The following is a 13,499-nucleotide window of genomic DNA, read 5'->3' as shown; positions in this document are numbered from 1 at the left end:
GTAAAAAAAACCGCCGGTGAAGACCGACGGTTTTTTATTGAGGTTGGATTTAGAACGCGAAATGTTCTGCGTCCAGATCCATCAGGTTGGCCGCACCGCTCAGCATGGTTTCAGCATGGCTGGAGGTACGCGGAAGGATGCGCTCGAAATAGAAACGAGCAGTCTTCAGCTTGGCTTGATAGAAATCTACTTCAGCAGTGCCTTCAGCTAACTTGTCGTTAGCTACTTTAGCAGCACGCGCCCACAGGTAACCCAGCACTGTGTAGCCGGAGAACATCAGGTAATCCACGGAAGCCGCACCAACTTCATCCGCATTCTCCATGGCCTTACCGCCTACGTGCAGAGTCAGGTCGCCCCACTGCTTGTTCAGCTCTTGCAGCTTGGTAACAAAAGGCGCAAGCGCTTCATTATCAATTTCCGCCTGGCAGAACTTGTGCACTTTCTTGGTGAAGTGGCGCAGCAGCTCACCCTGACTCATCAATACCTTACGGCCCAGCAGGTCGAGTGCTTGAACGCCAGTGGTGCCTTCGTAGATGGTGGAGATACGCGCATCGCGTACATTCTGCTCCATGCCCCACTCGGCGATGTAGCCGTGGCCACCGAAGCACTGCAGGCCCAGGTTGGCAGACTCAAGACCGGCTTCGGTAATGAATGCTTTAGCGATCGGCGTTAGGAATGCCAGCAGATCTTCCGCTTCTTTCTTCGCTTCCTCATCACCTTTATGAGTGATGTCAACCAGTTGCGCACAGGTAATAACCAACATACGGCTGCCTTCAGAGATGGCCTTTTGGGTCATCAGCATGCGACGTACATCAGGGTGCACGATAATTGGGTCAGCGGGACCCTCTGGGTTCTTAACGCCAGACAGGGAGCGCATTTGCAGGCGATCTTTAGCGTAAGCCAAGGACTTCTGGAAGCCGATCTCGGAGTGGGCAAGGCCCTGCAAAGCGGTACCCAGACGCGCAGTATTCATAAAGGTGAACATGTAGTTCAGACCTTTGTTGGGCTCGCCAATCAGGAAGCCTTTAGCACCGTCAAAGTTCAGTACTGCGGTGGCATTACCGTGAATACCCATCTTGTGTTCCAGAGAACCACATACAACACCGTTGCGCTCACCGATAGAGCCATCAGCGTTAGGCATAAACTTGGGCACGATGAACAGGGAGATCCCCTTGGTGCCAGCCGGCGCATCTGGGAGGCGTGCCAGCACGATATGCACGATATTATCGGTCATGTCGTGCTCACCGGCGGAGATAAAGATCTTGGTACCGGTAATCGCGTAAGAACCGTCGTCGTTGGGCTCAGCCTTGGTGCGCAGGATACCCAGGTCGGTACCACAGTGAGGCTCGGTCAGACACATGGTGCCGGTCCAGCTGCCTTCAACCAGCTTGGTCAGATATACCGCCTTCTGTTCGTCGGTACCGTGCTCTTCCAGGGTGTTCATGGCACCGTGGGAAAGGCCCGGGTACATACCCCAAGACCAGTTAGCAATACCCACCATTTCGCTCATGATGGTGCCCAGAGAGGGCGGCAGGCCCTGACCGCCGTATTCGGGATCGTGGGGCAGCGCCGGCCAGCCGGCTTCTACAAACTGCTGATAGGCCTCTTTAAAGCCTTCTGGAGTGGTGACTTCACCGTCTTTCCAGGTACAGCCCTGCTGGTCGCCGATCTGATTCAGCGGAGCCAGTACGTTTTCACAGAACTTAGCACCCTCTTCCAGGATGGCATCCACGACATCAGGAGTGGCCTCCTCAAAACCCAGAGACTCGTAATGCTTATCTGAGTCCAGCATCTCGCGCATTACGAAACGCATTTCACGCAGTGGCACTTTGATATCGGTCATCCTGATACCCTCAATTCGGTTATGTTAAGACCAGCCAGAAACTGCCCGGTCATATTTGTGACTAATTAATAAGATTGGTTCATCATAGTAGTAAGGCTACAGCCCTCTCTATGGCGAAATCCGTCCAAAGCGGTGACAAATCGAGGCGGGAATTCGAAAAAATGTGACCAGGCCAGTCAAATATCCAGGCCAGCAGCGGCTCGACCCCCGCGGCGGTATTCGCCTGGCGTGATCCCAGTCCACTTCTTAAAGGCGCGGAAAAAAGCACTGGATTCATCAAACCCGAGCATCTCGGCAATCTGTCCATTGGAGAGATCCGGGCAACTCAGGTAGTGGAATGCCGCTTCCATACGGCACTCATCTTTCAGTTTCTGGTAAGAAGTGCCCTCTTGCTGCAGGCGGCGGCGCAAAGTTGTCACCGACATATTGAGCCGCTCTGCCACAGCTTCGGCGGCGGGCATGGACTCGCTGACATCCCTGTTGAGGATGGTTTTAACCTTGGTTTTGATGCTGTTGGCGCTGCCGTCGCTAATCACCAGATGATAAGGCGCGGTGCGGATAAAATCCTCCACCATCTGGGGGCTCTGCACCACCGGGTAATCGAGATAACGTGCATCGTACTCGAGGGCATTGAATGGCTGCTCAAAAGACAGTTCGCCCGCTTCGCTCTGAGCCAAGCTGCGAAACTCTTCCGGACAGGAGAAAGAAAAATGCAAACGTGCCAGCGGGATTTCACGCCCTGCCAACCAGCAGTAGAAACGGTGCCAAACTGCCAAGGTAGTGCGCACCACACTGGGGCTAGTGGCGGCCAACAGCCGATCAAACTCCCCTTTTTCCAGGGAGCTGATACCGTGGATTTCTACCCGCACGCGGCCATTTTCTCCATCCTGCAGCTCCGGCTTCACCTTAAAGCCGCGACAGATCTCCATAAACTCGGCACAGAGCGTAATTGCCTGGCGCAGAGTGGCACAATTGACCACCGCCATACACAGCAAACGGAAAGAGCCCGAACGCACTCGCCCGCCACTGAGCATGCCAAACCATTCATTTTGGGCCAGCCACATAACCCGCTGGTAAAGACGGCCGTATTTTATCGCGGAAAATGCCGCCACACCCTCCAGCTCATGCTCATCAATACCGACCGACTCGAGCAGTTCGGCTTTGTCGCAGCCGTGGCGTATCGCCTCCTCTAGCAATCGCTCCAGGTAGGCAATGGGTATACGAATATCCTCTTCTGATGCCGCCATCTGTCTACTTTCGCCTGCGTAACCAGCTCAATACGGCCCCAAAACCCAACGCAGCTGCAATAATGACAAACAGCGCTAACAGCAAAAGGACCAGGTAATAAAGGACATCCTTGACAGGCAGGTCCCAGCTAAAGATCGCCGCCGCAACAAATGCGACACAGGCGAGCACGCTGGTAATAAAGGAGCGGCGACTTTTATTGGCCATGGTGATCTGGATACATTGATTTTTAAAACAGGTGAGATAGCCACTTCTTGTGGCGCTACCATTGTATTGTCGGCACCTAAGAGCCTGTAAAAAGCCCCCATGAAACATTGTGAAATTAATCAAATGTTCCCCAGCTACCGACGCGGCGTCGAATCGTGAGGGATCGGCAGGTATCTGTCAACGCTGCAGGAGGCGCAAATGCCCAGAAGAATGCTGGAACCCGAAGATCAGGCTACCCTGCTGCGTCTCTTCCGCTGGATGATACTTATGACACTGATTGTCACCCTGATAATGCTGGGCATCGCGGTCTTCGCCTAACCCCCCCTATTTAAAGAGTCGCTACTCCCCCACCAACCCTCCCTTCGCCAGATGTGCCGGATCCAGCAGTCCCTCAAGAGTTTTGCGATCCAAATCGGTCATCTCCAGCGCCACATCCATCACCGGACGACCACTTTTATAGGCCGCTTTAGCAATTTCAGCGGCCTTCAGATACCCGATGACCGGATTCAGGGCGGTAACCAAGATAGGGTTCCGCCCCAGGGTTTCGTCAATATGGGCGCGATTCACGGTAAAGCTTGCGATAGCCCGATCCGCCAGCAACTGCGCGGCATTGGCGAGCAAGTGAACGCTCTCCAACAATGTGCTGGCCACCAGGGGCAGCATTACATTTAACTGGAAATTGCCACTTTGTCCGGCCACTGTGATGGTTGCGTCGTTACCCATCACCCTTGCCGCCACCATTGCGGCAGACTCAGCAATTACCGGGTTCACCTTGCCGGGCATAATACTACTGCCCGGCTGCAGGGCTTTGAGCTCAATCTCCTTGAGACCTGCCAAGGGACCACTGTTCATCCAACGCAAGTCATTGGCAATCTTCATCATGGATACAGCCAAAACCTTGAGCTGCCCAGACAGCTCCACTGAAGTATCCTGGCTGGAAATCGCCTCAAAAAAATTCTCCGCTGGGCGGAATTGCTGAGAAGTGTGTGCACTCAACTTTTGCGCAAAAAGCTCGGCAAAGTCAGCGTGGGCATTAAGGCCAGTACCCACCGCCGTGCCGCCTTGGGCCAACTGTGCCAGGCGCGGCATACAGCCACGGATGCGCTCTCGACCAGCTTCCACCTGTGCCGCCCAACCACTCAGCTCCTGCGCCATAGTGATAGGAACAGCATCCATCAGATGGGTTCGGCCTGTCTTGACCACGCTCTCCAGCTCGACGCTCTTATTGCATATTCCGGTATGAAGATTACGCAACGCCGGCAGCAGCTTGTCGCGCACTGCCAGCAGAGCCGATACATGTATCGCCGTGGGAATCACGTCATTACTGCTTTGACTCATATTGACATGATCATTGGGGCTAATAGACAAGCCATTGCCCTCTGCAGCGAGGTGCGCCAACACCTCGTTCACATTCATATTTGAACTGGTGCCGGAACCAGTTTGGTAAATATCCACAGGAAAATGGCGCGCAAACTCCTCATCGCCAAGTCGATCACAAGCGTCGATAATCGCTTTCGCCCTCGCCTTATCCAGTAAGCCCAGATCCCTGTTGGCCTCGGCAGCAGACTTTTTAATCAGCACTATGGCCCGGAGAAATTCAGCGGGTAGGGGCTTGCCACTGACAGGGAAGTTCTCTACGGCACGCTGGGTCTGTGCTCCGTAAAGCGCCTCCTGTGGCACTTGGATCTCGCCGAGACTGTCCTTTTCAATGCGGAATTTATCGCCCATTTGTGTCCCTCAAGGTGCACTTATGTGCACCGTTCAGAAATGTGGAATTGCCCGGGATCTACTCGACTACAACGGTAATTTTTTTCGATACCACCGGATTCTTGTGGGGCACATGCATATAGTTGCCCAGCACCAGTTGTAGCGTATGTTTACCGGGCGGCAAGGTGACTTGTGTCTCTGTCTGACCACCACCAAAGTGAATGATATTTTCAGTCGCGGGCAGGGGTTTACTCAGGTCCGGCATATCATCCACATCAATCAGCAGGTGGTGGTGGCCGGTATTTTCACGCTCTACACCCGCCGGAGCCACACCCATGCCAGACAGGCCAAATTTTACAGTGAAAGTCTGTGGCACCTTCTCGCCATCTTTCGGGGAGATAATATAGAGCTTGGTTTGCTGCGGGGCCTTTTCCGCAGCTTCGGTCTTGCTGCCGTGTTCCGCAGCTTGTAACAGCGGCGACAACATCAAGGCACTGGCGAAAAGTAGAGAGTTCACTTTGATCATAATCTTTGCTTCCTGATAAGGCGCCTACGGCGCCAATTCTTATCATCTGGCTGAACAGCCCACCAACCCCACATTCTGCGGCGGGGTGGCAAACAGCACTTTACCAGACCAAAGTCCCACTGAAAGGGGGTTCCAGGGAATATAGTTGCCGAACCGAAGGGAAGCGCCAAAATCTGTGACTGACGCCTCGCGAAAAGCCTTAGGCAGAGGAAGTCTCTGAAAGAAGGAAGTATTAAGAGCTAAAAGAAAAGACCCAGGATACCGGGGGTTGAGGCGCAGAGTGAGCTTGCCAAGTTAGACACTCACCCGCCCCTCCTGAGTCCATTCACAACGTACCTGCATGTCACCACTTCCGGGTTCATGATAGAGGCCAGCAGCCTCCCAACTAAAGGAATGCACTCCAGAAAGCTCGGTTTCCAAGTGTACAGTGGCGGACACCCAGTACATGCTTCTCAACAATTCCTCAAACTTCTGAATCCACATATCCCATTCATACTCTACCGCACGATAGGAGGCACCAAAGTGGATCACATCCGTTTGGTATTGGGATTGCTTCATTTTAATGGTGGGAATAGAAAACATATCGCGACAGAGAAAGGGCCACTCGTCGGCACTGGGCAGAGCGAGTACCGCATTGCGGTTAATACGACGGCGTTCGCTACCTCCGGCAAGGCTATTGCTGTCTTTGATACAACCGTAGACTATGGATTCCTGATCGCCCTGAAGCATTAATTCCTTTCCTTACCACAGCGCCACCGGACATCAGGTACCCAGGGCAAAAAAGATCTAGGAGATGCACTTTAACGGCGAAGCGACCAGAAAGCCATAACTCCACAGGTGATCATTGGCATTACCATAGTCATCGCCGATTTATTTATAAATAATTTGTGAGATTTAACGGGAGGCGCGAGCACCAATTCACAGTGCCCGCAGCGACAGATTAAATTTCAAATCCCCGTTGGCGCAACATATCCATCAGACCCTCTTCATCCATCACCGGAATGTCCAACTCCCGTGCCTTGTTCAATTTTGAACCGGCACCGGGGCCTGCCACTACATGGTGCGTTTTTGCAGAGACACTACCAGCCACCTTGGCACCAAGACGTTGCAGGTAATCCTTGGCCTCGCTGCGTGACAGCGTTTCCAATTTTCCAGTCAGCACCCAGGTCTGGCCCGCTAGGGGTTGCTCCTCGGCTGCGACTTCTTCCACCACCCAGTGCACACCCGCCTGGCGCAAGGCTTCGATCTCTTCCTGTGCGTGGGATTGCTGGAAGAACTCGGCAACAAAATGGGCAACAACAGGTCCCACATCTTCCACCTCCTGTAGTGCCTCTTCACTGGCCGCCATCAATACCTCCAAGGAGCCGAAATGACGAGCTAGGTTGCGCGCAGTCGCCTCTCCCACCTCGCGAATACCCAGGGCATAAAGGAATTTGGGCAGGGTTGTATCTTTGCTGCGCTCCAAGGCATCGAGTAGATTTTGTGCAGATTTCTGTCCCATGCGCTCGAGCCCGGCAACCTGCTCGAGGTCGAGGTGGTAGAGGCCGGAAACCGAGTGCAGCAGCCCCTCATCCACCAACTGCTCTACTAATTTGTCCCCCAGGCCATCGATATCCATCGCTTTGCGCGAAGCGAAGTGTTTGATCGCCTGCTTACGCTGAGCGCTACAAATCAAACCACCACTGCAACGGGCAACGGCTTCCCCGGGAGTGGATTCCACCGGCGAATCACACACTGGGCAGTGCGCTGGAAATTCAATTACACGGGCATCTTTCGGGCGCATACTCTCCACAACCGAAACCACCTGGGGAATCACATCCCCAGCACGGCGAATTACCACGGTATCGCCGATCATCACACCGAGGCGCTGGATTTCATCGCGATTGTGCAAAGTCGCATTGGAGACGGTTACCCCACCCACAAACACCGGCTTAAGGCGCGCCACTGGGGTAACCGCCCCAGTGCGCCCCACCTGAAACTCCACATCCAAAAGCTCGGTCATTTCTTCCTGAGCGGGAAATTTATAGGCCATAGCCCAGCGCGGCGCCCTGGCAACAAAACCCAAACGGCGCTGCAGGGGAATACTATTGACCTTAAACACAATGCCATCGATATCGTAGGGTAAGCCCTCGCGTTTATCGCCGAGCTCGCGGTGGTATTCGATGCAAGCCTGAATATCCGCCGCCAAACGCATTTCGCTATTCACCCGAAACCCCCACTGCCTCAGCAACTCGAGCGTTGCCAGATGCTCTTCCGGCAGAGAGGCCCCCTCGACCAGCCCAGTACCATAGACACAAAGCTCAAGCGGGCGCTGCGCGGTAATGCGAGAATCGAGCTGTCTAAGACTGCCCGCCGCCGCATTGCGAGGATTGACGAACAGCTTCTCGCCCGCGGCGGCAGCCTTGCGATTTAACTCGGCAAAGCCCGCCTTGGGCATATAGATTTCACCGCGCACCTCCAGCACTGTCGGATACGCAGTGACCCCCTTTTCTCGACGCAGACGCAGTGGCACCGAGCCCACAGTGCGTACATTCTGCGTTATATCTTCGCCAGTGGTGCCATCACCACGGGTCGCCGCACGCTCCAAAATGCCATCGCGGTAGAGCAGACTGATAGCGATACCATCCAACTTGGGCTCACAGGCATATTCGATTGCGCCCTTGCTATTTAGGCGGTCTCTCACCCGACGATCAAATTCCAGCAGCTCCTCATCGCTAAAGGCATTATCCAGAGAAAGCATGGGTACTTCGTGGCGCACTTCAGAAAAGGAGGATAGCGGCTCTGCGCCGACCCGCTGGGTAGGCGAATCCGGGCTCAGCAACTCTGGGTATTGTTGCTCTATATCCTGCAACTCTCTTAGGCGGCGATCGTACTCCACATCCGGTAATTCCGGATTATCCAGCACATAATATTGATAATTAGCTTTTAGGAGCAGCTCGTGCAAAGCCTCTACTCGCTCGCGTATTGACTGGGGTATGGATTGTTTGGTCATCGACTGTTCGAGTGAAAATAAATCAAAAAAATTAAACTCAAATGCAACAACGGCCCCAGCTCGCGGAAAAGCCCTCAGGCTCAACCGCGGCCTGGGGCCGCGTTGTTACAAAGCAAGAATTGTAAAACTATGCGAACAAATAGTGTTGCAGGTTATCAGCCTTGCGCCTTACTCAGGGCCCGGCGACGCTGATACTCCACGACACGCTGACGATAGTGCTCAGCAGTCTGGGCAGTGAAAACACTGCGATTTTCATCTTTCAACTCGCCCCCGAGCAACTCGGCAATTTTGTAAGCGGTAGAAAGCATTTGATTGAATGCCTGGATCGCCTCGCCCTCAACCGGTAACGCCAGGAACATACTGACCCCCGGGGTGGCAAACTCTTCCATTTGTGCCAGGTCAAAAACACCCGGCACCACAATATTGGCCAGGCTAAATATCACCGCACCATCGGCACCGCCTCCCTCGTGGTAATGGAAGATATTCATCTCTCCAAAACGCATACCAGAGGCCACCATTACCCGCAGAAGATCGTTGCCCTCAAAGTAATCGCCTTCGGGTGCCATCACATTAATAACCAGCACTTCATCGCGGACCGAGCTTTTTTCTACAGCGGATTCTTTGCTTGGCGACACAACCGCATCGGCTTCGCGGGCTTGGGGCTCACCCCGCGGGGATATGGGCTCTATCCGCTCTTCGGTGAGCGCATTGAAGCTATCAGACTCATCCAGCGCCGGCTCAAAGCGCTGCTCCTCGCCCACAGAATCCATCAAGGTGGGCACCTGCTCCTCCAGGTCCAGCACCCCCTGCTCATGCGAGTTGCGCTGCGGTGCACTGCCTGCGAGGGGCTTGCGCGAGGAAATAAAGCTCTCCTGCACTTGGCGGTTCACATGCAGTGCATCTTCCATAGCACGCCTCTGCACAACACGCACCTGACCTGGCAATTCACTGGTTGCCGGTCGCGGCTTTGTCTCTTCCTGGGAATCTCCGGGGGTCCCACTTGTTTCAGGCGGGCGAGCCGGTTCCTGCACAAGGGGGTCCGCATCACCCCCCACTTCGGATTGCATCGCTTTGGACAGATTCCGCGATACTTTCACCGCGGCTTTCTGCCGTAAAATTGCGCGGCGTACGCCGTCCAGCACCACTACAAGCAGCACTACCACGAGGATCGTAACCAGCCAGTTATCCATTTAAGCGCTCCTCCTTTTACGCCTTATGCAGAAGCCAGCTCAGCTGCTTCTTCTACATTCACCGATACCAGGCGAGAGACACCCGGCTCATGCATGGTCACACCTAACAGCTGATCCGCCATCTCCATCGCAATCTTGTTGTGGGTAATATAGATGAACTGAACGTGTTCTGACATTTCTTTAACCATTCGTGCGTAGCGACCTACGTTAGCGTCATCGAGAGGAGCATCTACTTCATCCAGCATACAGAAAGGTGCTGGATTCAAGCGGAAAATAGAGAATACCAGGGCGATTGCCGTCAGCGCTTTTTCCCCACCGGAGAGTAAGTGAATCGTGCTGTTGCGCTTGCCCGGCGGGCGCGCCATGATCGCGATCCCAGTATCGAGCAGGTCCTCGCCAGTCAGCTCCAGATAGGCGTTACCGCCCCCAAAAACTTTCGGGAAGAGTTCCTGCAAGCCCGCATTGACCTGATCGAAGGTCTCCTTAAAGCGGCTTCTCGTCTCTTTGTCGATTTTCTTAATTGCATTTTCCAGAGTCTCCAGCGCCTCCATCAGGTCACCATACTGGCGATCCAAATAATGTTTACGCTCAGACTCCTGTTTGTATTCATCAATAGCGGCGAGGTTGATCGGGCCCAAGCGTGAGATACGCGCGGCTACCAACTCCAGATCTTCCTGCACCTGGGGAATCGTCAAGTCCCCGGGTAACTGTTCGAGCAGCTGATCCAAATCCTGCTCGTCTTCGCGCAGCTGTTCTGCCAGGCCGTTGCGCTGCACTTCGAGGGTTTGTGCGGAGAGGCGCTCTTGCTCCAACTGGGCGCGCACCCCTTGTAAAGCCGCCTCAACTTTGTGCCGCTCCTGTTCCTGTTCACGCAGCCCCGTCTCCACCTCTTCGAGTTTTTTACGGGCTTCAGCCAGCTCCGTTTCCACCTCAATACGCTCACCCAGCTTCTCCTCCAGCTCCATTTGGAAATCCTGGGAGGGGTCCTGGGTTTCAGCCATCTGCTCCTGCAGCTGGGCCCGGCGGCTACGCAAGCGCTCCAGCTGCTCACTCATCACTTGCAATGTGCGCTCCAGAGAAACCATCTGAGTGCGCACCGACTGTTCGCGCATAGCTAGCTCGTGGGCGCGATCCTTGTCCTCGCGCGCACGCTGTCTGGCGGCATCCAGAGCTTCGCGCAGGGCTTCGCGCCGCTCCATCAGCATTTCGCGACGATCAGTGTCATCGCTCATGGCCTCCACGGCTTCCTGTAGCATCAGGCGCGCCTCGGAAAGCGACTCACCTTCGATTTCCTGCTGCTCACGCACCTCGGCAATTTCCTGTTCGATGCGATTGCGGCGCTCACTCATCTGCTCGGCGCGAGCGTGGCGGGCAGAGAGTTGGCTGCGCAATTCGGCTTCGCGCCGCCCGAGTTGCTCCGAGTCGTTGCGGGCTTGCTCAATCGCCCGCTCAACACCGGTCACTTGTTCGCGCAGAGATTCACGCTGCTCACTGCACTGCTTAATCTGCTCTTCGCACAGGGATATCTCTGCTGACAGTGTTTCCAGATCCTGCTTGCGAGCAAGCACCCCAGTCTCGGCATCGCTGGCACGGCTCACTCGCAACCAGTTAGGACCCAGCCAGAGCCCATCCCGCGTCACAATAGACTCATGGGGTTGCAGGCCAGTGCGCTGTGCCAGCGCTTCATTGAGAGTGTCCACGGTATAGATGCCGGCGAGCAGACCGGTAAGAGAGGATGGCCCCTGTACAACGCTTGCCAACGTGGGCAGCTGCCCAACGGTCGCTGCTCCCACCACGGTGCTATCGATAAAGACAGCCTGGCCATTTTGCAGCTGCTCCAAGCTCTCAGTCAGGCTTTCCAACTGCTCGACGCAGACCGCCTGTAACTGTTGACCGAGAACGGTTTCCACCGCTGTTTCCCAGCCCGCTTGTGCCTGGATTTGGTCAGCCAGGCGTGGGCGATCGCTCAGGGATTGCTGCTGCAGCCAATTTTCCACCGCTTTGCCCTGCCCCAACGCAGCCTGTTGCAGCGCCTCAAGAGAAGCTTGGCGGCCCCGGCAGGTTTGCAACTGCAGGCGCAGCTGGTCCAGCTCTGTCGCCAGCTCCCGCTCGCGATTGCGCAGTTCCTGCAGGGATTCTACCCGCTCGGCAGCATCCTCGCGACGCTCCTGTACCTGCATTTCCAGCTCGGCAAGCTGTTCATTTAACTGTTGGGTTTCCTCATCATCTTCGGAAACCTGAAGGCCGGACTGCTCTGCGGTGAGCTTGTTAATCCGCTCCAGTAGTCGCTGCCCCGAAGTCTCCAGATGCTGGATGCGAGACTGCTGCACCTCTGCTTTCTGGCGAGAGCCAGAAGCCCCCTGATTAAATTGATCCCACTCGTTTTGCCAGTTGCGCATCTGCTCTTCGGCTTCGAGTAGCCCGGTGGTGGAATCCTCCTCTGCGGCGAGCACCATTTCCAGATCTGGAACAATTACTTCTAGCTCTTCCTCAAACTGGGCTGCCTTCTCGCGATCTACTTCCAGGTTGGTCTCCGCTTCGCGGAACTCCTGCTCGGTCTGGGCCAAATCGGAATGCAGGCGAGTGGAGCGCTCGCGGGCATGGGCGATACTCTGCTCCAGGCGGGCAATGTCCGCACCCACCGCATAGAAGCGTCCCTGCACTTCATTAAAACCATCGGATAACTCGTGATAGCCAACGCGCTTTTGCTCAATGCCGGTATCACAGTTCACCTGCCGGGTTACCAATTCCTCAACGGTAAGCTCCAGTTCGCCAATCTGTTGCTGCTTGGCGACAGCCTGCTCATTGAGTTCGCGGTATTTTAGGGCTTGCAAATTTGCCTTATGGCTGCGCTCTTCCTCTTTAAAGCGGCTGTATTTTTCTGCCGCGGCGGACTGTCGCTCCAAGCGAGACAATTGCCGATCCAGTTCATCGCGAATGTCGGTGAGACGCTCCAGGTTTTCAGAAGTACGGCGCATACGGTTTTCCGTATCCCGCCGCCGTTCCTTGTATTTGGATATACCTGCAGCCTCTTCGATATAGACCCTGAGTTCCTCGGGCTTGGCCTCAATCAACTTGGAAATCATGCCCTGTTCGATAATCGCATAACTACGCGGACCGAGACCGGTCCCCAGGAACAGATCAGTTACATCGCGGCGACGGCACTTCTCCCCATTTAGGTAATAGTTATTCTGGCCTTCGCGCGTGACCTTACGTTTTACCGAAACTTCGGAGAATGCGGCGTAGGCGCCAGTTAATTTACCGGCAGAATTATCAAATACCAGTTCAATAGAGGCCTGACCTACAGGTTTACGACCACTGGAGCCATTAAAGATAACGTCTGTCATAGAGTCGCCGCGCAGATTTTTTGCGGACGACTCACCCATTACCCAGCGCACAGCATCGATCGTATTCGATTTACCACAGCCGTTAGGGCCAACCACCGAGTTGAGGTTTGTCGGGAAATAAACAGTGGTGGGGTCAACAAAGGATTTGAAACCCGCAAGCTTGATGCACTTCAGACGCATGTATTCTTAAACTCGGTATTTTTATCTTTGCCGGCCCGATCACCAAGCACTCAATTGTACATGGCGCCACCGGGGCTTTCAGCGCGGCTTTTCACAGTATCTTTTCACGCGGATTATCGGCCGGAATGGCCAGTGGTCAAGTCAAGATCGCGCAATGGCTTTAACTGGTACCCAATGCCAACATTTCAAGCGGCACAAAATCATCACCAATGGCAAAACAAAATCTATTTCTACCAGTGCGGCTGTGACCGCCCAGGCGCCA

Annotated in this window: 9 protein-coding genes; all 9 read right to left on the bottom strand. The window is 54.7% G+C overall.

The annotated features are described in order from the left end of the window. Positions 1 to 49: 49 nt before the first annotated feature. The 9 genes from ACJJIC_RS10400 to smc all read right to left on the bottom strand — a co-directional run bounded on the left by ACJJIC_RS10400 (position 50) and on the right by smc (position 13,237). A complete protein-coding gene (locus ACJJIC_RS10400; protein ID WP_445356863.1) occupies positions 50 to 1,843 on the bottom strand; it encodes an acyl-CoA dehydrogenase C-terminal domain-containing protein in 1,794 nt (597 codons plus the stop codon). Positions 1,844 to 2,019: 176 nt separating this feature from the next. Further along, on the bottom strand, positions 2,020 to 3,090 hold the full coding sequence (locus tag ACJJIC_RS10395) for an AraC family transcriptional regulator (protein WP_252085345.1): 1,071 nt from the start codon (positions 3,088 to 3,090) through the stop codon (positions 2,020 to 2,022). 4 nt (positions 3,091 to 3,094) lie between these two features. Continuing rightward, entirely contained in the window at positions 3,095 to 3,295 is a 201-nt protein-coding gene (locus tag ACJJIC_RS10390; RefSeq protein ID WP_252085344.1) for a hypothetical protein, read from the bottom strand. A 339-nt stretch (positions 3,296 to 3,634) separates the two neighbouring features. Then, the gene (locus tag ACJJIC_RS10385) at positions 3,635 to 5,023 is read right to left on the bottom strand and encodes a class II fumarate hydratase (RefSeq protein ID WP_444938732.1); all 1,389 of its coding nucleotides are present in this window, start codon (positions 5,021 to 5,023) and stop codon (positions 3,635 to 3,637) included. A gap of 58 nt (positions 5,024 to 5,081) precedes the next feature. After that, positions 5,082 to 5,528 (bottom strand): DUF4399 domain-containing protein, encoded by a 447-nt coding sequence (locus ACJJIC_RS10380; RefSeq protein WP_444885444.1) that lies wholly within the window; start codon positions 5,526 to 5,528, stop codon positions 5,082 to 5,084. Between the two features lie 294 nt (positions 5,529 to 5,822). After that, positions 5,823 to 6,257 (bottom strand): hypothetical protein, encoded by a 435-nt coding sequence (locus tag ACJJIC_RS10375; protein ID WP_152456343.1) that lies wholly within the window; start codon positions 6,255 to 6,257, stop codon positions 5,823 to 5,825. A 211-nt stretch (positions 6,258 to 6,468) separates the two neighbouring features. Then, a complete protein-coding gene (gene ligA, locus ACJJIC_RS10370; protein WP_445356862.1) occupies positions 6,469 to 8,520 on the bottom strand; it encodes an NAD-dependent DNA ligase LigA in 2,052 nt (683 codons plus the stop codon). A gap of 155 nt (positions 8,521 to 8,675) precedes the next feature. After that, entirely contained in the window at positions 8,676 to 9,710 is a 1,035-nt protein-coding gene (gene zipA, locus ACJJIC_RS10365; protein WP_445356861.1) for a cell division protein ZipA, read from the bottom strand. A 23-nt stretch (positions 9,711 to 9,733) separates the two neighbouring features. Further along, positions 9,734 to 13,237, bottom strand: coding sequence for a chromosome segregation protein SMC (smc, locus tag ACJJIC_RS10360; RefSeq protein WP_445356860.1), 3,504 nt, complete (start codon positions 13,235 to 13,237; stop codon positions 9,734 to 9,736). Positions 13,238 to 13,499: the final 262 nt, after the last annotated feature.

The sequence above is a fragment of the Microbulbifer mixtoriginis (SeqCode) genome (assembly GCF_052468275.1).
This window is presented reverse-complemented; position numbering and strand designations above follow the sequence as displayed.